Below are 20,108 nucleotides of genomic sequence, written 5' to 3'. Positions count from 1 at the left end.
AGTTTTGTTACACCACTAAAATAATTTTATTTTACATCAATCTATATTTACATATTTTTCTAAAATACTCAATTTCATGTTATTATATTTTTTTATATCATTTGAATCACCACTTATAATATCTAAGTCCTTAACATTGTAATATTTTACTTCATTATTTATTAATTTAACACTATTTAACTTTAATATTGTATCATTAATAGAATACTTACTTAATAATGTAGTAGTTGGCATATATATAGTATTATCTTCTGTATAATTAGAATCTCTCATATCTCTTAAAAACAGAATATATTCTAAATCTTTATCCATAACATTGTATCCATCTAAAGAATTTATAGTAATAGGTGGATCAGTTAGAATATAAAGTGGCTCAAATACATATATACTCCCTTTATCTAAATTTCCTTTTAATACTTCTTTTACCGTTACCTTTGTCAAAGTGGCTTCTTCATATATTTCTCTAGGTGAACTACTATCTACTTTTACTTTTACTACAACTGGTGATATTTTTTCTAATTGCTCTAATTTTGATATATCTTCATTTTTTATAAAATCTTTAGTTATATCTTCTTGATGATCTACAGTTGTAAATAAAATGTTTTTGTCATCAATATATAAATTAATATCTGTATCTTTTACAAAACTTTTGCTTACATTAAAAGCTAATATAGTCATAGCTAATAATATAACTATTATAATTATCCATATAAATCGTCTTAATTTCGTCATATTTTAATTACCCCTAACCTCTACAATACTTCCATTATCTATTTTTATCTTATAATCTGATAATTTTTCTATGTCTTGTTTATTATGGCTAGATATTAATATTATAGCACCTCTATTTCTTTCTTCTTGTAGTATCTTATAAACTAAATTTACACCATTTTCATCTAATGCATTTGTAGGTTCATCTAATATTATTATTTCTGGTTTTTCCATTATAGCTTGTGCTATTCCTAATCTTTGTTTCATACCTAACGAATATTTTCTTAAAACTCTTTTGTCTTTATAATCAAGACCTACTCTGTTTAATGCATGTATTAAATCTTCTTTAGTTGCAGTATTCTTTATTTTAGCTAAAGTCTCTAGCACTTCCATACCTGTGTATTCTTTCCAAAAACTTGGATTTTCAATTAATACACCTATACTTTTAGGAAAATCTATATCTTTATGTAATATATCTCCATTTATTTCTATAAAACCACTTGATGGTTTTATTAATCCACATAAGGCTCTAAAAAACATAGTTTTTCCAGAACCATTATGTCCATATATACCATAAATATGTCCTTCTTCAAACTCAATATTTATATTTTTTAATATATCTGTATTATTTATTATTTTAGACATATTATTTACACATATTTTTTTCATTTGCCTTTTACCCCCATGATAATTTTCCTAATTTAAAAATTCTTTCTTTCTAAATAAAAATAGTATTAATATTAGAAACAATAAAATATATAATAAGCAATAAGCTATCGCCTCTATATTATTTATACATGTATTTAAATTTCCATTAAATATTATTCCAATATTTGTAGGTAAATATCTTATTATTAAATTGTAATATTCTAATAGCATACCTGATAAATACATCATGGACATTTTTAGTAACATAACTACATACACTACATTAATAGACTTCCACAACACACTAAGCCCGTTTACTATTAATAACATTAAAAAATAATATAAATTTATTCTACATACAATTAATAAACTACTTAAATCTATATTTATTTGAATTTTATTAATTATCGATACAATGATAATACATATTACTTGGACTATACAAAATATTAAAAGATTAATAAATAAGCTAAATATATTTTTTAGCAAAAAATAACTTCGGTTATTTGTTCTTGTAAAAATAACAGTAGTATTATTTAATAAATTTTCTTCAAAAAAGTTCCCAAAATATCTAACTATAATTAATTGCGGAAATATCCATAACATTATTTTTCTTATATCATCCAAATATAATAAATCTATATTACTATATATATTTATTATTAACGTATTAATATCTTTAGAGTCAATATACATAAATGATAATAATAAATTGTATACAAATGAACTTAAAATGAAAGTATACATATTTCTTATTATTTTGACCTTTTTTATACTCATTTATTTTATCTCCTTATATCTTTACTTTTTAATAAATATTTATATAAATATATAATCATTACATTTATAATTATGGTTAAATTTATATATAAAACTTTATCCTGCATATTTATATTAAAATCATAGAAATACATTATTTCCCATATAGGGCGAATGTATTTCTTTAAAAAAACAAGAGCTGTTGGAGATAATATATATATCATAGATGCTAACATAAATATTTCCATAGTATATACTAATATTTCATGTTTAAATAGTTTAATAAAAAATAAATATATTAAACCTACAAAAAACCATCCTATAAACTGGGTTCCTATAGAAAAAACATTCATAAGCCAAAATTCTTTATAAAAAATTATATTTATATCTTTTAAAATTAAAAATAAATTAGAAAAAATTATGAAAAATATACTTACTCTTAAGCATAAAAAAATCAAAATTTTAATTCTATGTATTATTAAATCATCGATAGATTCATATCTTATTAAAATTTCTGGTAAAGATATATTTTTTATTCTTTTTAGTAATATGTATAAAAAAGCAGGAACATAAAAAAAAGTAAATAAAATATGATTAAATATTAAATTATACAATTCCATTGAACTTTTATTAAAACTATCAATAGTAAACATACTAAACATGGCAATTAAAATTAAATATAATATTTTTTCTTCTTTAGTTATATTTTTCATAAACTTTTATACCTCATTTTTTATCTTTATCCCCCTATTTATAAGAAAGATTCCTACAATTAAATAGATAACTAATATTCCAAACAGCATATATATATTTCCATAACCATTAACACCCAAAATATCAGTACGCATTGCCTCCGCTAAAGATTCATTAATAATATTAAATAGAACAATTGTTATTAGCGATAATACAGTAGTTAATAATGTATGTACTATAAATGAAGATAATATTCCTAAATATTTATTTATTTTTGGAATAAATGAAAATCCATAAGATATTAATGTAAATAATACTGCAGATATAGAACGAATTATCATGAATATTATGTTATTTAAATAAGGATAGTAAGCTTGAATTTTACTTAGCATAATTCCTTTGTCTATATATATTAATTGCTTATAGCCCGCCTCTCTAAAAGAACCATGCCCTTGAATAGGGAATGCTATTAGTGCTAATATTTGATTTATTAATAATGGTATTAATACTATAAAAAAAGATATAATACTTATTGCAATAGCTTTGCTTATTATATTATCTTTTTTACTTATTCTTGTATTCATAATATTTTCAGTTCCATTAATTTGCTCTTCCAAATATATATCTGAACCAATAATACTTACAGTAAGGGGTAACAATACTCCAAAAACAGGCTGTAAAGGAGTTCTTATTATGTTTTTGATTATAATACCATTATGTGCTGATAATAATTGTGATGTTTTACAACCATAAAAATACATACTAGTTAACGTAAAATCTGTAGATATAGCTATTATCATCAACAGTAGTATGAATATAAACTCTTTTCTTTTTAAACATTTTTTTATCTCTATTTTAACTAAATTTTTCAAAATTGCCTCCATTATATTTATATAATAATGTTCATAATACATCATATTATGAACATTATTTATTACTATCTAAAATCTATCGTTCCATTTGAAAATCCTAATGGACCTGATGATTTATTTTCAACTCCTCCACATACCTTGTTTCCAACAGCATAATAGCTATGATAATCTATATTTATTTTCACGTTTTTTGTATATATAGATTTAGGTTTACTAGCTAATAATGCTCCTGAGCCTCTATTTTTTTGTATCCAAACATTAATTCCACTATTTGGAACTTTTGTAGCTTCCGCAACTCCAGTACGCTTATTAGTTGCTTTAGTCACCATACCCGTATATATATTTCCATGATTTCCAGGTAACCTTCCAGCCCAGTTTGATGTTGCTGCAAATGATACTGTACTTGAGAATATACCCATAAGTACAACAGATGATACTAATACTTTTTTAATTTCATAAGTTCAATCTCCTTATTTTAACATTATTTTTATATAGAGTTTTTCTTAAATAAACTCTATATTTATAGTATACATATACCCAATGTTATATTTTGTAGTATTTTGCTATTCGTATATATATATATCCAAGAAGGTCAACAAAATAAAACTCTTCATTTATTTTTAAAAAATTTATTGTTCTTGTTTTCTCAGGAGTTTGACTTGTTCTTGTAAAGTTTCTTCTATTTAATAAAGCATTTGTAACCGAAAATTTTCCCACATTTGATCTTCTTAAGCTTTTACTTGTATTCTTCAACTTCACAAGTTAAGCCTTCATCTTCTCCTAATTATTTTTGTATGGCTTTTAACTGTTCTCTAAGATAATATTATTTTATATAAAAATACTCATATCAACTAACAAAAACATTAATTTTATAATGCTTTATGTAAGTATAATATGAGTTAATTTTTAAATATTTAATAAGATTATTTATTTATAAGCCTATCAACAACACTAACAAGATTACCGATCTCTGGTTTTGTTATTTGTTCATCTGCTCCCAATTCTTTTCCCTTTGCATATATTTCATTACTTATTAGTGATGAAAATAATATAAGAGGTATGTTTTTAAGATCATGATCTTCTTTTACCAGTTTAGTTAATCTATGGCCATCCATTAGAGGCATTTCTATATCAGATATTATACATGTTACATGATTGGAAATAGGTTCGCCACTTTCTTTAACTTCACTTAAATATGTCCATGCATCCTGACCATTATCCATTTTTATTATATTTCTATATCCTGCTTTATTCATACAATCACATATCATTTTTGAAAGTAGTGTTGAATCTTCAACTATTAATATAGGCTTATAAGAATCGTCTCGTTTTCCTAGTTTATCTATCTCATCATATTGAATACTAGACTCAGGACTTATTTCAGCTACTATTTTTTCAAAATCTAATATAGTTATTAATTTATCATTATGTTCAGCAATACCTGTTGCAACACCTTCTTCTCCACCATATATGATTTTATCAGGCTTTCTTATTTTTTCCCACGAAACTCTACCGATTCCTACAACGGCTTCAACATGAAAAGCAAAAACTAATTTGTTGAAATTAGTTTTTATAAAAATATCATGTGTTCCACTGCCAGTTCTAGGTATATTTAAATATTTACCTAAATCTATAACAGTTATTATTTCATCTCTTGGCTTAAATATTCCTTCTACTACCTCATGTGAGTTTGGCATTTTTTTTACTTCTTGAGCTCTTAATATCTCACGCACTTTAGCTACATTTATTCCAAATAATTCTTCCCCTATTGTAAACTCCATTATTTCAAGTTCATTAGTTCCCGATTCTAATAATATTTTTGTTTGACTAACACTCTCTGTATATTGCATTATCATACTCCTATATTCTTAAATTTATATATATTTCTAAATAGTTTATTTGTTTTTCTGTCTAATAATTATAATGTTTATATTTATAATACGTCTAAACTTTTATAAACTATAGCCTTTATTTTGATTAAATTAATTTTTTAGAATTATAATTTTTTCAATAAAAAAATTGTGCTAAAATGTTAATTTACATTTTAGCACAATTTTATACTAATCAATCCTTATTTCATAACCATGTTCTTCATATTGAGCTATTATTTCATTCCATACATCTTCTACTCCAGTTTTCTTTGAAGAAGAAAGAGGTAGAACTTTTTCATCTTTTTCAAGTTGTAATTTTTTTCTTATTACACTTATATGTTTTTGATATTGACCTCTAGATATTTTATCTGCTTTTGTTGCTATAATAACACAGTTATATCCAAAATGCTTTATCCATTCATACATCATAACATCATCATTTGTTGGCTCATGTCTTATATCTACAAGTAAGAAAATAGCACATAATTCTGGTCTATCTTGTAGATATCTTTCCATGATAACTCCCCATTTGTCCTTTTCTGATTTTGATACCTTAGCATAACCATAACCAGGAAGGTCAACAAAATAAAACTCTTCATTTATTTTATAAAAGTTTATAGTTCTTGTTTTACCAGGAGTTTGACTTGTTCTAGCAAAATTTCTTCTGTTTAATAAGGCGTTTGTAGCTGAAGATTTTCCCACGTTTGATCTTCCAACTAAAGCTATCTCTGGCAGCCCTTCTGCAGGATATTGATCTTTTTTTATTGCACTTACTACTATTTCTGAACTTCTAATTTTCATTTTTATCACCGTCTTTTACTAAAGCATGTTCTAAAACTTGATCCATATGGTCAACAAGAACAATTTCTAGTTTTTCTTTTACATTTTCAGGTATTTCATCTAATTGAGCATCACATTCTCTTGGTATTAATACCTTTTTAATTCCAGCTCTATGTGCTGCAAGCACCTTTTCTTTAACTCCACCTACAACCATTATTCTACCTCTAAGAGTTATTTCACCAGTCATAGCTACATCACATCTAACAGGAATTTTAGTTAATGCAGAAATTACTGCAGTGGCCATAGTTATACCTGCAGATGGTCCATCTTTTGGAGTTGCTCCTTCTGGGCAATGTATATGAATATCTTCTGTTTTGTAGAAATCTTGGTCTATATCAAATTTATCTGCTATAGATCTTATATAAGATATCCCTGTTCTAGCTGATTCCTTCATTACATCACCAAGTGATCCTGTTAATACAACTTGCCCTTTTCCTTTTAATACATTTACTTCTACTGGAAGCGTAACTCCACCTACTGAAGTCCATGCAAGACCTGTTACTATACCAACTTCTGGTCTTGTACCTGCTAAATCATATATATATTTATCTCTTCCTAGATATTCTTCTAAATCTTTAGAAGTTACTAAAACACTTTCTAGTGATGAATCTTCAACGAATTTTTTAGCAATTTTTCTACAAACTTTACCTATAGTTCGCTCTAAGGTTCTAACTCCTGCTTCTCTTGTGTAATAGTTTATTATATCTCTCATTGCTGATTCTTCTATTGTTACAAATCCTTCTTTTAATCCATTTTCTTTAATTTGTTTTGGAAGTAAGTATTTCTGTGCTATATTAAGTTTTTCTTCTTCAATATAACCTGATACTTCTATTATTTCCATTCTATCAAGTAATGGTCCTGGTATTGTACTTAAGCTATTTGCTGTAGTTACAAATAGTATTTTTGATAAATCAAAAGGTACTTCTAAGTAATGGTCAACAAATGTTTTATTTTGTTCTGGATCTAAAACTTCAAGCATGGCTGAAGATGGGTCTCCCTTATAATCAGCTGCCATTTTGTCTATTTCATCTAATAAGAACACTGGATTCTTAGTTTGAGCTTCTTTTATACCATTAATTATTCTTCCTGGTATAGAACCTACATAAGTTCTTCTATGTCCTCTTATTTCAGCTTCATCTCTTACTCCACCTAAAGATATCCTTACAAATTTTTTACCCAATGCTTCTGCTATAGATTTTGCTATGGATGTTTTACCAACACCTGGAGGCCCAACTAAACAAACTATCGGTCCTTTTAGTGATTTAGATAATTTTCTTATAGCTAAGTATTCTAATATTCTATCCTTAACTTTTTCTAATCCATAATGTTGTTCATCTAAAATTTCTCTAGCATTTTTCAAATCAAGTTTATCTCTTGTTTCTTTATTCCATGGTAGCGAGAATATAGTATCTAAATATGTTCTGCTTACTGACGAATCTGGAGACTGTGGAGATGTTCTAGAAAATTTATTGATTTCTTTTTCTATTTTTTCCTTTGTTTCTTTAGGCGCTTTAATTTTCTTAAGTTTTTCTTTATATTCTTCAACTTCAGAAGTTAAGTCTTCATCTTCTCCTAATTCTTTTTGTATAGCTTTTAGTTGTTCTCTAAGATAATATTCTTTTTGAACCTTGTTCATTTGTTTCTTAACCCTTAGAGTTATTTTCTTTTCTATTTTTAGAATGTCTATTTCTTCTAAGAGAATGCTATATAATAATTCTAGTCTTTTGACTATATCAAACTCTTCAAGAATCTCTTGCTTTTGTTCTGATTTTAGGTAAATATTCGATGCAATAGTATCTATAAATCTATCAACATTTTCTATTTCCCCAAGAGATACTAATATTTCTGGTGAAACTCTATTTCCTATATTTATGTATTCTTCAAATGCATCAAAAACATTTCTTACAAATGCCTCTACTTCTATATCTACCTCTTCGTTTTCTTGGTCGTATATTATTTCTTCTACTATTGCCTTAAAGTATCCATCTTCTTGGTCTATTTCTTTAACTTTACCTCTAGATACTCCCTCTACTAAAACGCGAACTGTATCTCCAGGTAGTTTGATAACTTGTTTAACTTTACAAATAGTTCCAACATGATAAAAATCTTCTGTTGTAGGTTCATCTATTTCTGCTTCTATTTGTGAAGTTAAAAATACTAATTCATCTTCTAACATAGCTTGATCTAATGCTTTTAATGACATTTCTCTTCCTATATCAAAGTTTAATATCATATATGGAAATATGGCTAATCCTCTTAAAGGTATCAATGGTAACTCATGGTCAATTTTAGTATAATTTTGTTCCATCATTATCACTCCTTAAAGTGCTATTTTCTTTGCTTTTTATATTATATATTTATGTATGTTAATTTTCAACACAAATCAACATAGCAATATGCATAATCTAGTTTAATTTTATTATGCTATATTAATAAAATAATAATTCATTTATAAATATTTATTTTGTTCATAATCAAAGCTACATATAAAGTACGTATTAATTTAGCATAATAAAACTAAATTTAATAATCCTCTTGTTTAAGTTACAAGTTGTCAAAACACCTTTATCAAGCAGTTGGAAATTAAAAGGAGCTTATTAATATATAAGCTCCTTTTTATATTAATTATGCACTTTCTTCTTTATCTTTAAGAACCATAATCGGTTGTGTGTCATCAGCAACAGATTCTTTCGTAACTATTACTTTTTTAATGTCTTCTCTTGATGGAATTTCATACATAGTTTCCATCATAACACTCTCAACTATACTTCTAAGACCTCTAGCTCCAGTATTTCTATCTATAGCTTTTTTAGCTATAGCTCTTAGAGCATCGTCATCGAATTCTAAATCAACACTATCTATTTCAAATAATTTTTTATATTGTTTAACTAGTGCATTTTTAGGTTCTTGCAGAATCCTCATTAAAGCATCTTCATCTAGTAACTCTAATGTAGCAACTACAGGTATTCTACCTATAAATTCTGGTATTATTCCAAATTTAAGTAAGTCCTCAGGAAGAACTTTTGCATATATTTTTCCTAAATCTGTATCTTTCTTACTTTCAATTTTGGCACCAAATCCTACTGTTTTTTCTGTTCCACGTCTTTGAATTATTTTTTCTATACCGTCAAAGGCACCACCTAAAATAAATAATACGTTAGTAGTATCTATTTTTAGGAATTCTTGATGAGGATGTTTTCTTCCTCCTTGTGGAGGAACATTAGCTACAGTTCCTTCTAGAATTTTTAAAAGAGCTTGCTGAACGCCTTCACCACTTACATCTCTTGTAATAGATGGATTTTCTGACTTTCTAGCAATTTTATCTATTTCATCAATGTAGATTATCCCTCTTTCTGCTTTTTCTATGTCAAAATCAGCTGCTTGGATAAGTTTTAATAGTATATTTTCAACGTCTTCACCTACATATCCTGCTTCTGTTAAAGAAGTAGCATCTGCCATTGCAAATGGAACATTTAGTGTTCTAGCTAAAGTTTGAGCAAGTAGTGTCTTTCCAGAACCTGTTGGTCCAAGTAAAAGGATGTTACTCTTTTGTATTTCTATATCTTTAGTTGTAGATTTTTTACTATATATTCTTTTATAGTGGTTATAAACCGCAACTGATAATATTTTTTTAGCTCTTTCTTGACCAATTACATAGTCATTAAGAATATCCATCATTTCTTTAGGTTTTGGTAGAGATGTAGTATCCTCTTCCATTGTTTCTTCAATTTCTTCTTGAATGATTTCATCACAAAGTTCTACACATTCATCACATATATAAACGTTAGGACCTGCGATTAATCTTCTTACTTGATCTTGTGTTTTCCCGCAGAATGAACATTTCAGTTGTCTTTTTTCTTCGTATTTTGACATAACAAGCACCTCTTTCCTAACTATGGGCTTTCTCTATGACTTCGTCAACTAACCCATATTCCTTGGCTTCCATTGCACTCATAAAGTTGTCACGTTCAGTGTCAGCCTTTACTCTATCCAATGGTTGACCTGTTCTTTCAGAAAGAATTTGATTTAATCTTTCTTTTATTTGTAAAATCCATTTAGCATGAATTTCTATATCTGTTGCTTGACCTTTTGCACCACCTAATGGTTGATGTATCATTATTGTACTGTTTGGAAGAGCATATCTTTTTCCTTTTGCTCCAGCATTTAGTAAAAATGCACCCATAGATGCCGCCATACCTATACATATTGTACTTACATCAGGTTTAATATATTGCATAGTATCATATATAGCCATACCTGCTGTAACGCTTCCACCTGGGGAATTTATATATAGATGTATGTCTTTATCTGGGTCTTCAGCTTCTAAGAAAAGTAGTTGAGCTACTACAAGCCCAGCAGTTACATCATTTACTTCATCACCTAAAAATATTATTCTATCTTTTAATAATCTAGAATATATATCATAGGCTCTTTCTCCTCTTCCTGTTTGTTCTACTACTGTAGGTACTAATGCCATAAATCATACCCCCTCTGAATGTTTAATATATAATTTACAGTAGTCCGAGGGGACTACTGTAAAGAATTAAGCTATTTTAGCACTATCAACTAATAAATCTATAGTTTTTCTTATTTTTAATTGACCTTCCATGTCTTTTAAGTCAGTTGGTCTTAAAGCTTCCTTAACTTGCTCAACTGTCATGTTGTAAGCTTCAGCCATTTTTTGCACTTCTGCATCAACTTCTTCTTCACTAACTTGAACATCTTCAGCTTTAGCTATTGCTTCTATAACTAATGAAGTTTTAACATTTTTTACAGCTTCATCTCTTCTGTTAGCAGTGAATTCAGCTTTAAATTCTTCCATAGTTTTACCAGTCATTTGTAAGAATTGCTCCATTCCAAATCCTTGGTATTGTAATTGATAGTTAAGCTCCATCATTTGATTTTCTATTTCATTTTTAACCATAGCTTCTGGAACTTCTACTTCTGTATTAGCTACAACCTTTTCTATAACTCTGTTTCTTAATTCATTTTTAGCAGCTTCTGCAGCTTCTGCTTCAACTTTAGCTTTTACATCAGCTGTTAATTCTTCTAAAGTATTGAACTCAGTAGTATCAGCAGCAAACTCATCATTTAACTCTGGTAATTCTTTTACTTTTACATCATTTACTTTTACTTTGAAAACAACTGGTTTTCCAGCTAAGTTTTCAGCATGGTATTCTTCTGGGAAAGTAACATTAACTTCTAATTCCTCTCCAACTTTTTTACCAACTAATTGCTCTTCAAATCCTGGTATGAATGATCCTGAACCTATAACTAAGTCATAGTTTTCACCTTTTCCACCTTCGAAAGCAACTTCTCCGTCAAATCCTTCGAAATCTATGTTAGCAGTATCTCCATTAGCTATTTCTCTTTCAACAGATACTAATCTAGATCCTTTTTCTCTCATTTCTTCTAATTTAGCAGTAACAGCGTCTTCGTTTATAGCTTCTTCAACTTTTTCTACTTCAACACCTTTGTACTCACCTAATTCAAAAGATGGTTTAACTTCTACATCAACTAATATAACTAATCCATTATCCTTACTTATTTCTTCTATATCTATTGATGGAGCATCAATTGGATCTATTTTTAATTCATCTATAGCAGATGGATATACCTCTGGGAATAGTATGTCTATTGCATCAGAATAGAATACACCTTTTCCGTAGTTAGTTTCGATTATTTTTCTAGGTGCTTTACCTTTTCTGAATCCTGGTATATTGTATTTCCCTTTATTCTTATTGTAAGCCTTAACTATTGCTGATTCAAATTTATCGTTATCTACAGTTAATTTAAAACTTACTTTATTGCCTTCTGTTTTAATTAATTCTACTTTCATTAACTTTATCCTCCTAAATATCTTATGTAATGATTTTTATAAATTATAATTCTAATTTATAGGTAACTCTTTAATTATATCATACAAGGTTTTTTATTTACAAGTGTTCCCTTAATTTCAACACTTCTTGTTTATATTTTTATTTCTTCATATGAAATATTATCATCCAGTGTTAATACTCCAAAAGATCTATCACTTCCACCTCTTGGGTATGTAAGGCTACCTGGATTTATAAAAGTAATATTGTCGATTGTTTCATATATAGGAATATGAGTGTGTCCAAATACTATAAAGTCAATTTTGTTATCTTTTGCAAATTTATATAATGAGCTAATACCCATTTTAACATCATGATTATGACCATGACACACAAAAAAATTTTTATTTTTAACTGAAAATTTCAATTCATATTGTCCATTAATATTATATGAGTCACAATTTCCTTTCACACTTTTAACTTTCACATCTGTTGAATAATATATGTATTCTGCATCTTCAATATAATCACCAGCATGTATGATTAAATCGCATTTATTCAAATATGGAATTGCTTTATCTATAGTTCTCATATCTCCATGAGTATCACTAATTATTCCTATTTTCATATATTTTTATCCTTTATTATCTTATAACTCTTCTTGAAAGTTCTTCCTTCATAAGTTCTAAAGCTTTCGCTCTATGACTTATACCATTTTTAACTGCTGCTGGTAATTCTGCAAAAGTCTTATTGTAATTATTAACTAGGAATAAACTATCGTATCCAAATCCATTTTTACCCTTTTCTTCGAAAGCTATAGTTCCTTCACAAGTTCCTCTAACTACAAATTCCTTACCATCTGGAAATACTACTGCTATACAACAAACAAATCTTCCAGATCTGTGACTTATTGAAGTATTTTTTAAAGCCTTTAATAATTTTTCTCTATTTTCTTCATCTGTTGCATTCTCTCCAGCATATCTAGCAGAGTAAATCCCCGGCTTTTTGCCTATGGCATCTACTTCTAATCCTGAGTCATCAGCTATTGTTATCTTATTAGTAAGTTTAGCAACAGTTCTTGCTTTTATTAAGGCATTATGTTCAAATGTTTTACCATTTTCCTCAATATCTAAATTGCCTAAGTTAACATCTTTAAGAGAATATATATTATAATCTAAATCTTTCAGTATTGCACCTATTTCTTCTAATTTATGTGCATTTCCTGTAGAAATAACTATATCATTGCCATAATCCATACCTAATATTTCATCAGCAATCTCTCCTAATGCTGCTCTTTGTATCCTTATAAGTTCTTTATTCCCTTTTTCCCCCAGCTCTAACAACTTATTTAAATCTTTTCTAGAAAAAGGTCTTTCTTCTCCTGTACCTTGAACTTCTACAAATTCACATCTGTCAGTCATTATTATGTTCATATCTACTTGTGCATTTGAATCTTCTTCGTAGCATATATCAAGTAAACATTCCTCATTAACTATACCAACACTTATAGCAGACACAAAGTTTTGTATAGGCATTTTTTTTATTAGTCCATCACTATATAATTTATAAATTGCTTCAGCAACAGCTACAAATGCTCCTGTAATAGAAGCAGTTCTAGTTCCTCCATCAGCTTGAATAACATCACAGTCAACCCAAATAGTTCTCTCTCCAAGTTTATTTAAATCTACAACAGATCTTATTGCTCTACCTATTAATCTTTGTATTTCTTGACTTCTTCCATCAATTTTTCCCTTTGAGGAGTCTCTTATTTTTCTTTGTTGAGTTGATCTAGGCAACATTGAATATTCTGCATTTATCCAACCTGTTCCAGTATTTCTTAAGAAAGGAGGCACTTTATCTTCTATTGAAGCTGTACATACAACTTTTGTTTCTCCCATTTCTATTAAAACAGAACCTTCTGCATACTTTGTGAAGTTTCTTGTGATTTTTACGTCTCTAATTTGATCAAATTTTCTCCCATCAATTCTAATCATTGTTTTTCCTTTCTTGCAAAATTCGATTTATTCATAACGTCAACATATATCCTTGCTACTGCTTCGGATAAATCCGTTGCTTAAAATTTACTTTGCTTATTATATTAGAATCTTTTAGTTTAGTTTTTTAAATATCTACTATTTCAATATTTATTCTAATCTATTCATAGTTATAATTTTAGCACTATTCAATTTAATTTACTACAAAATAATGGTTCCTTTATTAAAACATATTATGTATATAATTTTTCCATTATTTCAAACTTTCTAATACTTCTTCTTTAGAAGATAATTTAGATAAGCTAATGAAAGTTTCTTCATCTATTACCTTCACTCCTAGTTCATTTGCTTTTGTAAGTTTTGAACCAGCTTCTTCTCCTGCAAGAACAAAGGATGTTGACTTACTAACACTTGAAGTTGCTTTTCCACCTAACTTTTCTATTATATCTTTTGCATCGTTTCTCTTAAGCGTTGGCAGGGTTCCAGTTAATACAATTTTCATTTTATCAAATACTTTTATAGCACCTTCATTATCATTATCAATTTTTTTTGTATTTACACCTGCATCTTTTAATTTTTCTATTACAGAAATATTTTTTTCTTCTTTGAAAAATTCTACTACACTATCAGCCATAGTTTCTCCAAATTCCTCTAGGTTGATTAATTGACTTGCATTTAAATTCATTATTATATCCAAATCCTTAAATTCATTTGCAATGATTTTTGCTCCTTTAACTCCTATATGTTTTATTCCTAGTCCATTTATTAATCTATATAAGTCATTTGTCTTAGACTTTTCTAGAGCATTTATAAGATTTGTTGCCGATTTTTCCCCCATTCTTTCTAAGTTTACTACATCTTCTTTTTTAAGATAATATAGGTCAGAAACATCTTTTATAAGTTTTTTTTCGAGTAGTAATGTTATTATTGACTCACCTAGGCCATCTATATTCATGGCATCTCTAGAAACAAAGTGAATAATACCTCTTCTAATTTGAGCAGGACAAGACATATTTATACATTTCACTGCTGCTTCTCCGTCTAGTCTTACAGTCGACTCCCCGCAAACAGGACATTTGTGAGGCATTTCAAAAACTACTTCTTCACCTGTTCTAGCGTCTTTATCAACTTCCACAACTTGAGGTATAATATCTCCAGCTTTTTGAACTACAACCATGTCACCAATTCTTATATCTTTTTCTTTTATATTATCTTCGTTGTGTAGTGTTGCTCTACTTACTGTTGTTCCCGCTAATTTAACCGGTTCTAAAACAGCTGTTGGTGTTATATTTCCTGTTCTTCCAACTTCTATAATTATATCCAATAACTTTGTTGTTTTTCTTTCAGCTGGGAATTTATAAGCAATTGCCCATCTTGGACTTTTTGCTGTGAACCCCATTTGTTCTCTTTGTTCAAAGTTATTGACTTTAATAACCATTCCATCTATTCCATACTTTAGTTCTTCTCTATGCTCTGTCCAGTATTCTATATATTTGATAATATCTTCAATATTATCAAACACTTTAAAATCTGGACTTACAGAAAATCTTAATTTGTCTAGTAATTCAAGAGAGCCACTATGAGTTTTACAGTCATAAGCAGCTAAATGTTCTAAATTGAATATAAATATATCAAGAGGTCTTTTAGCTGTTAATTTAGGATCTAATTGTCTTAAAGAACCAGCAGCTAAATTTCTTGGATTAGCATATAAAGGTTGTTCAGATTCTTCTTGTTGTCTATTTATTTTTTCAAAATTATCTTTTGAAATATAAACCTCTCCTCTTACTATTAATTCACCTTTATAATCTACTTTTAAAGGTATAGATTTTACTGTCATTAAATTTTTAGTTATATCTTCTCCTACTACACCATCACCTCTAGTAGCACCTTTTACAAACTCTCCATTTTCATAAGTAAGACTTACTGATAATCCATCTATTTTAAACTCTACAACGTATTCTACTTTTTCCGACACAGCTTCTCTAACTCTTCTGTCAAAGTCTCTTAAGTCTTGTGCTGAATATGCATTTGATAAGCTTAACATAGGATATTTATGTACTATTTGATCAAATTTATCTAGCGCTTTTCCTCCTACTCTATTTGATGGAGAATCAACCCTCTTTAGCATTGGATTTTCCTCTTCCAACTTAACTAATTCTTTCATTAAATTATCGTATTCAAAATCATCTATTTCTGGTGTATCTTCGTTATAATATTTTTCATTGTGGTAATTTATTAAATCAATAAGTTCAGATATTCTTTTTTCTATATCCATAATATAATCTCCTTATTTAAGTATCTCTTTTTAGTATTTTCTATCCCTCTATTTTTTAGTATATCATTTCAAATTTTATTTATAAATATATAATAGTTATTATATTACAAAAGCTAATTTGTAAAAATGATTATATATTTCTACTTTTATTTAGGCTAAAATAAAAATTTATTTTCTATATTTAATAATACTTTTTTATTATTTTAAGTATATTTTGTTAATTTATAATTTGTAAACACATGTTTTCTGTCTAAAGTTAATATAGGTCTGTTTAGAAAATGTTTAGGCTGTAAAATTGTAATTATGATGTGGAAAATTCATTTAAATATTAGAATTGCTCTGTGAAATTAAGTATCATTAATTATTAATTATTAAAAAATATTATATAAAAAGCTCTTAGGATTCTTCCTAAGAGCTTTTTATTGCTATTATGCATTTAATGCAGCTAATAATTCTTCTAAATTTATTCCATGTACTTCAGAAGCTTGTTCTAAAGTTTCAACTTGAGCTGAAGGACAACCTATGCATCCCATTCCAAATCTCATTAGTATTTCAGCTGCTGCTGGATTCATTTGAATTATTTCACCAATTGTATTATTTTTAGTTATCATAGTTTTAATCTCCTTATTGTTTTAAATTTTTTATTTTATATATTTTTCTTCTAGATTATTAAGTATAACAATATTTTCTTCCCTAGTGATAGAATTTTTTTCTTCATATTCAAAACATTCTTTATCTATTAATTTTAGTAATTTTTCATCTAATGTTCTCTTTGCATAAGTAAATATTACGTTATCTTCTTTATGAATATGATTTTCTAATAAAGTTGCGTATGAAATAGCATTTGCTACAACATCTAATTTTGCTTCTTTACTTCCATTTTTTAATTGATTTAAGGCTAATTCTAGGTTTCTTATATAATTTCTACCTAAATCATGTTCTACTAGCATACCGTGGGTAATTATGTTTTTACCCGTTTCTCCTAAATTTTCTACCATTTTATTAAACAAAAATATTTCTTCCTTTTTGTGATGATGATTATCCGCAAAATTTTTCACAAAATTTATCATACTTTTAAAGTCATCATAATTAATTTGTCCATCTTCTACTAATTTAAAACATGCTTTTCTCATTACTAGAAGCATTCTTTTTACATATTTGTGTTCTTCTATTAATAATTCAATCCCACTCATTGATTTATCTCCTTTTTATTGCTTTTTTATTTCCATCTTGTAAGTCATATTCATAGGCATTGTTTAGTTCATTTACAAAATATTTTATCCAAGTATTTCTTAAATCATAAAAATAACCTACGTTACATCCTACCTCTTCCCATATATCTTTATGAACACAAATTCTTTGTACCCATTCTATTTTATCTTCATCTTCGCATATAACTTCATTAACTCTATCACAAGGCATTCCATCTAAAATATAGTCATTTATGCAGTTAAATAATTCTTCTGGTGTAGATGGCGACTTTCCTTCTGATTTTATTTCATTAGCTGCTACTATACCCTGTGATTTATAAACTTCTTCTAATTTAGAATAATTTTTTTCATCAGCTTCTACTAATAATTTTGTCCACGCTGCCATTCTTCTTTCAGCGCAGTGAATTTGATTTTGTAACCACCCATGAATGTTACTTGTGTCTATTAACTCTTCTAATGGTTTATTAGGTAGTTTTTCTCCATATTTATTTTGAATCTCAGTACTTAATTTTTCAACCTCAAATCCTTCTTCTTTTGCTAAATTTATTATTTTATCTTCTAGTTTCTCAAACCATAAAATTTTATTGAATAACCAGTAATGTATTTTTCCTAAAAATAAACTCATAAACACATCTCCTTTATCTTTTTTATTTCTTATCTTTTGTATTATTTGTACTTATAATACCTTAATATTAACTTTCATTCTGTAACATATGTTACATCTACATAAAATTTACATTTTTATGATAAAATCTATAGTAAGAAATTTATTATTTTAAGGAGTTAAAATGTTTAGAGATAAAAGCGAAGAATATATTTTAGATCTTTTTAAAGATGCAGACTATACAATAAAAAACTATGCAAAAAATCATATCATAGCCATGGAAGGAGATACTTGCTCTTCCATAGGTCTAATTTTAGATGGAAATATTGATATAAAAAGAATATTGGGAACTAAGGTGATACACGTATCATCCTTTGGTAAGGGTCATATTTTTGGAGAAGTTATCGCTTTTTCTGATATTAACTTATATCCAGCAACAGTTATGTCTTCTACTTCTTCCAAAATAATGTTTATAAGCAAGAATAATTTTATAAAATTCTGTACTTCTCACAGTGATTTTTTAGAAATGTTTTTAAATGATTTAAGTAATAAGATTTTTGTTTTAAATAATTCTATTACTAGCTTAACCTTTAATAGCATTAAACAAAAAATTTGTAACTTCTTAGTTACAGAATACAAACTACAAAATAGCAAAAATATTAAACTTAAAATGACTAAAGAAAAAATTGCTGAATCTTTAGGAATAACTAGACCTTCTCTGTCTCGTGAGTTGATTAATATGAAAGATATGGGTATTATTGATTATTCACGAAGTCATATTAAAATTTTAGATTTAGAAGAAATAGAAAATATTTTAGCCGAATAAATAAACCTAACTTTACTAATTACACAGTAAAAAGCTAGTGCAGTTTTATCTACACTAGCTTCTTCTTGTTTAACTAAAAGTTAAATATTCATTTTCCAATTCATTTACTATATAATCTATTCCTTTTGTGTAAAAATCATTGTCACCACAAAGTTTTGCATAAGTAACAGATTTAAAGAACATATCTGTACTTTCTTCTAATGATATGTTTTTCAAACTTGCAAAATGATTAATAATTTGTGGAAAAAGTGATTTTAATAATTGTTCTTTAGCATTCATTTTTGTCTCCTAATAATTTATTAATAGTTTATGCAGTTTCATTAACGTTAGATTTTTCATTATAGTAGCCTTCTAATATATCTATGCATCTATATAGCACAGTAAAATTTCCACCAAACTCCATTAGAAATCTATCTTGAGCATCTAATAGACACTTTGCTCCAGCTAATATAAGCGTCATTTTTATTGCTGTTTTTGGTCTAAATCCTTTTTCTATAAACTTATCTATTATATTATCTACATCATCCTCTTTAAATAGCTCTGAAATGCTATTTATAAGCTCTATTTTGTAGTCAGTACAATTTTCTAAAAGATTTATAGAACTTAAAAATCCTCTATCTTTGCTTACTATGTAATAATCATTAGCCTCATATCTATGCTGTCCTATTATAAATCCTAGATAAGATACTAATTGAAAATCTAAGCTGTTTTTTACTCCTGTTGCAACATTTATTTTCAAAATATTTGCCTTTGTATTTAAGCATTTTAATTTGTCTCTTCCAAACTGAAATAAATTTGTTCTTTCTGTTACAAATAGTATTATTATATCTTCTTCATTTAATTTATTTGCACTGCTTAAAGCAGTAATATTCACATTCTCCGTATCAACTAAAAATATTCTTTTCATAACAAATACCCCCTAAAAACTTTTACTTATTTAGAGTGTATCCAAAAGAAAAAAATATAAACCTCATTATTTAAACTAAAA

At 27.3% G+C, this 20,108-nt stretch carries 21 protein-coding genes and 1 pseudogene; 1 reads left to right on the top strand and 21 read right to left on the bottom strand.

Annotated features, from left to right (window positions below):
* Positions 1 to 36: 36 nt before the first annotated feature.
* The 19 genes and pseudogenes from K0040_RS12740 to K0040_RS12650 all read right to left on the bottom strand — a co-directional run bounded on the left by K0040_RS12740 (position 37) and on the right by K0040_RS12650 (position 18,315).
* On the bottom strand, positions 37 to 732 hold the full coding sequence (locus K0040_RS12740; protein WP_228109159.1) for a hypothetical protein: 696 nt from the start codon (positions 730 to 732) through the stop codon (positions 37 to 39).
* 3 nt (positions 733 to 735) lie between these two features.
* Positions 736 to 1,380 carry an ABC transporter ATP-binding protein gene (locus K0040_RS12735; protein WP_228109158.1) on the bottom strand — a complete coding sequence of 215 codons (645 nt, stop codon included), beginning with the start codon at positions 1,378 to 1,380 and terminating at the stop codon, positions 736 to 738.
* 27 nt (positions 1,381 to 1,407) lie between these two features.
* The gene (locus tag K0040_RS12730) at positions 1,408 to 2,139 is read right to left on the bottom strand and encodes a hypothetical protein (protein ID WP_228109157.1); all 732 of its coding nucleotides are present in this window, start codon (positions 2,137 to 2,139) and stop codon (positions 1,408 to 1,410) included.
* Positions 2,140 to 2,144: 5 nt separating this feature from the next.
* The gene (locus K0040_RS12725) at positions 2,145 to 2,831 is read right to left on the bottom strand and encodes a hypothetical protein (protein ID WP_228109156.1); all 687 of its coding nucleotides are present in this window, start codon (positions 2,829 to 2,831) and stop codon (positions 2,145 to 2,147) included.
* A 6-nt stretch (positions 2,832 to 2,837) separates the two neighbouring features.
* Entirely contained in the window at positions 2,838 to 3,683 is an 846-nt protein-coding gene (locus K0040_RS12720) for a hypothetical protein (protein WP_228109155.1), read from the bottom strand.
* A gap of 65 nt (positions 3,684 to 3,748) precedes the next feature.
* Positions 3,749 to 4,102 (bottom strand): hypothetical protein, encoded by a 354-nt coding sequence (locus tag K0040_RS12715; RefSeq protein WP_228109154.1) that lies wholly within the window; start codon positions 4,100 to 4,102, stop codon positions 3,749 to 3,751.
* A gap of 130 nt (positions 4,103 to 4,232) precedes the next feature.
* Positions 4,233 to 4,409 (bottom strand): annotated as a pseudogene (locus K0040_RS12710) (GTPase); the annotation flags it as partial.
* A gap of 197 nt (positions 4,410 to 4,606) precedes the next feature.
* Positions 4,607 to 5,533 carry a chemotaxis protein gene (locus K0040_RS12705; RefSeq protein WP_228109153.1) on the bottom strand — a complete coding sequence of 309 codons (927 nt, stop codon included), beginning with the start codon at positions 5,531 to 5,533 and terminating at the stop codon, positions 4,607 to 4,609.
* A 210-nt stretch (positions 5,534 to 5,743) separates the two neighbouring features.
* The gene (yihA, locus tag K0040_RS12700) at positions 5,744 to 6,355 is read right to left on the bottom strand and encodes a ribosome biogenesis GTP-binding protein YihA/YsxC (protein WP_228109152.1); all 612 of its coding nucleotides are present in this window, start codon (positions 6,353 to 6,355) and stop codon (positions 5,744 to 5,746) included.
* Positions 6,345 to 8,702: an endopeptidase La gene (gene lon / locus K0040_RS12695; RefSeq protein ID WP_228109151.1), complete on the bottom strand. Its 2,358-nt coding sequence runs from the start codon at positions 8,700 to 8,702 to the stop codon at positions 6,345 to 6,347. The genes yihA and lon overlap by 11 nt, the downstream gene beginning before the upstream one ends.
* Positions 8,703 to 9,019: 317 nt before the next feature.
* A complete protein-coding gene (gene clpX / locus K0040_RS12690; RefSeq protein ID WP_074919602.1) occupies positions 9,020 to 10,267 on the bottom strand; it encodes an ATP-dependent Clp protease ATP-binding subunit ClpX in 1,248 nt (415 codons plus the stop codon).
* Between the two features lie 16 nt (positions 10,268 to 10,283).
* Complete coding sequence (clpP, locus tag K0040_RS12685; RefSeq protein ID WP_018591841.1) at positions 10,284 to 10,871, bottom strand: ATP-dependent Clp endopeptidase proteolytic subunit ClpP; 588 nt, start codon at positions 10,869 to 10,871, stop codon at positions 10,284 to 10,286.
* 66 nt (positions 10,872 to 10,937) lie between these two features.
* Positions 10,938 to 12,233, bottom strand: coding sequence for a trigger factor (gene tig, locus K0040_RS12680; protein ID WP_228109150.1), 1,296 nt, complete (start codon positions 12,231 to 12,233; stop codon positions 10,938 to 10,940).
* 131 nt (positions 12,234 to 12,364) lie between these two features.
* Entirely contained in the window at positions 12,365 to 12,838 is a 474-nt protein-coding gene (locus tag K0040_RS12675) for a metallophosphoesterase (protein WP_228109149.1), read from the bottom strand.
* Positions 12,839 to 12,854: 16 nt separating this feature from the next.
* Positions 12,855 to 14,204: a ribonuclease PH gene (gene rph, locus K0040_RS12670; protein WP_228109148.1), complete on the bottom strand. Its 1,350-nt coding sequence runs from the start codon at positions 14,202 to 14,204 to the stop codon at positions 12,855 to 12,857.
* A gap of 253 nt (positions 14,205 to 14,457) precedes the next feature.
* Positions 14,458 to 16,479 (bottom strand): NAD-dependent DNA ligase LigA, encoded by a 2,022-nt coding sequence (ligA, locus tag K0040_RS12665; protein WP_228109147.1) that lies wholly within the window; start codon positions 16,477 to 16,479, stop codon positions 14,458 to 14,460.
* 428 nt (positions 16,480 to 16,907) lie between these two features.
* On the bottom strand, positions 16,908 to 17,090 hold the full coding sequence (locus K0040_RS12660) for a DUF1858 domain-containing protein (RefSeq protein ID WP_074919608.1): 183 nt from the start codon (positions 17,088 to 17,090) through the stop codon (positions 16,908 to 16,910).
* A 30-nt stretch (positions 17,091 to 17,120) separates the two neighbouring features.
* Positions 17,121 to 17,672, bottom strand: coding sequence for a hemerythrin domain-containing protein (locus tag K0040_RS12655; protein ID WP_228109146.1), 552 nt, complete (start codon positions 17,670 to 17,672; stop codon positions 17,121 to 17,123).
* A 4-nt stretch (positions 17,673 to 17,676) separates the two neighbouring features.
* Positions 17,677 to 18,315: a hypothetical protein gene (locus K0040_RS12650; protein ID WP_228109145.1), complete on the bottom strand. Its 639-nt coding sequence runs from the start codon at positions 18,313 to 18,315 to the stop codon at positions 17,677 to 17,679.
* A gap of 163 nt (positions 18,316 to 18,478) precedes the next feature.
* Between K0040_RS12650 and K0040_RS12645 the strand changes: the two genes are divergently transcribed.
* Positions 18,479 to 19,120, top strand: coding sequence for a Crp/Fnr family transcriptional regulator (locus K0040_RS12645; protein ID WP_228109144.1), 642 nt, complete (start codon positions 18,479 to 18,481; stop codon positions 19,118 to 19,120).
* A gap of 69 nt (positions 19,121 to 19,189) precedes the next feature.
* Here K0040_RS12645 and K0040_RS12640 read toward each other — a convergent pair whose 3' ends face one another.
* Together K0040_RS12640 and K0040_RS12635 are read right to left on the bottom strand one after the other, a co-directional pair.
* The gene (locus tag K0040_RS12640; RefSeq protein WP_228109143.1) at positions 19,190 to 19,399 is read right to left on the bottom strand and encodes a hypothetical protein; all 210 of its coding nucleotides are present in this window, start codon (positions 19,397 to 19,399) and stop codon (positions 19,190 to 19,192) included.
* 28 nt (positions 19,400 to 19,427) lie between these two features.
* Positions 19,428 to 20,027 (bottom strand): PIN domain-containing protein, encoded by a 600-nt coding sequence (locus tag K0040_RS12635; protein WP_228109142.1) that lies wholly within the window; start codon positions 20,025 to 20,027, stop codon positions 19,428 to 19,430.
* Positions 20,028 to 20,108 lie beyond the last annotated feature (81 nt).

Origin of the sequence: Terrisporobacter petrolearius, assembly GCF_020748185.1 — a bacterium.
Classification (GTDB): domain Bacteria; phylum Bacillota; class Clostridia; order Peptostreptococcales; family Peptostreptococcaceae; genus Terrisporobacter; species Terrisporobacter petrolearius.
The sequence above is the reverse complement of the archived record's forward strand: the minus strand, read 5'-3'. Positions and strand labels throughout refer to the sequence as shown.

Excerpts from the sequence above, each read along its gene's own strand:
- K0040_RS12655 (WP_228109146.1), bottom strand. The coding sequence starts at position 17,672 with ATGAGTGGGATTGAATTATTAATAGAAGAACACAAATATGTAAAAAGA.
- K0040_RS12730 (WP_228109157.1), bottom strand. The coding sequence starts at position 2,139 with ATGAGTATAAAAAAGGTCAAAATAATAAGAAATATGTATACTTTCATT.
- K0040_RS12635 (WP_228109142.1), bottom strand. The coding sequence starts at position 20,027 with ATGAAAAGAATATTTTTAGTTGATACGGAGAATGTGAATATTACTGCT.
- K0040_RS12740 (WP_228109159.1), bottom strand. The coding sequence starts at position 732 with ATGACGAAATTAAGACGATTTATATGGATAATTATAATAGTTATATTA.
- K0040_RS12660 (WP_074919608.1), bottom strand. The coding sequence starts at position 17,090 with ATGATAACTAAAAATAATACAATTGGTGAAATAATTCAAATGAATCCA.
- K0040_RS12715 (WP_228109154.1), bottom strand. The coding sequence starts at position 4,102 with ATGGGTATATTCTCAAGTACAGTATCATTTGCAGCAACATCAAACTGG.
- clpX (WP_074919602.1), bottom strand. The coding sequence starts at position 10,267 with ATGTCAAAATACGAAGAAAAAAGACAACTGAAATGTTCATTCTGCGGG.
- clpP (WP_018591841.1), bottom strand. The coding sequence starts at position 10,871 with ATGGCATTAGTACCTACAGTAGTAGAACAAACAGGAAGAGGAGAAAGA.
- K0040_RS12725 (WP_228109156.1), bottom strand. The coding sequence starts at position 2,831 with ATGAAAAATATAACTAAAGAAGAAAAAATATTATATTTAATTTTAATT.
- rph (WP_228109148.1), bottom strand. The coding sequence starts at position 14,204 with ATGATTAGAATTGATGGGAGAAAATTTGATCAAATTAGAGACGTAAAA.
- K0040_RS12675 (WP_228109149.1), bottom strand. The coding sequence starts at position 12,838 with ATGAAAATAGGAATAATTAGTGATACTCATGGAGATATGAGAACTATA.
- lon (WP_228109151.1), bottom strand. The coding sequence starts at position 8,702 with ATGGAACAAAATTATACTAAAATTGACCATGAGTTACCATTGATACCT.
- K0040_RS12645 (WP_228109144.1), top strand. The coding sequence starts at position 18,479 with ATGTTTAGAGATAAAAGCGAAGAATATATTTTAGATCTTTTTAAAGAT.
- K0040_RS12705 (WP_228109153.1), bottom strand. The coding sequence starts at position 5,533 with ATGCAATATACAGAGAGTGTTAGTCAAACAAAAATATTATTAGAATCG.
- K0040_RS12735 (WP_228109158.1), bottom strand. The coding sequence starts at position 1,380 with ATGAAAAAAATATGTGTAAATAATATGTCTAAAATAATAAATAATACA.
- K0040_RS12650 (WP_228109145.1), bottom strand. The coding sequence starts at position 18,315 with ATGAGTTTATTTTTAGGAAAAATACATTACTGGTTATTCAATAAAATT.
- ligA (WP_228109147.1), bottom strand. The coding sequence starts at position 16,479 with ATGGATATAGAAAAAAGAATATCTGAACTTATTGATTTAATAAATTAC.
- tig (WP_228109150.1), bottom strand. The coding sequence starts at position 12,233 with ATGAAAGTAGAATTAATTAAAACAGAAGGCAATAAAGTAAGTTTTAAA.
- K0040_RS12640 (WP_228109143.1), bottom strand. The coding sequence starts at position 19,399 with ATGAATGCTAAAGAACAATTATTAAAATCACTTTTTCCACAAATTATT.
- yihA (WP_228109152.1), bottom strand. The coding sequence starts at position 6,355 with ATGAAAATTAGAAGTTCAGAAATAGTAGTAAGTGCAATAAAAAAAGAT.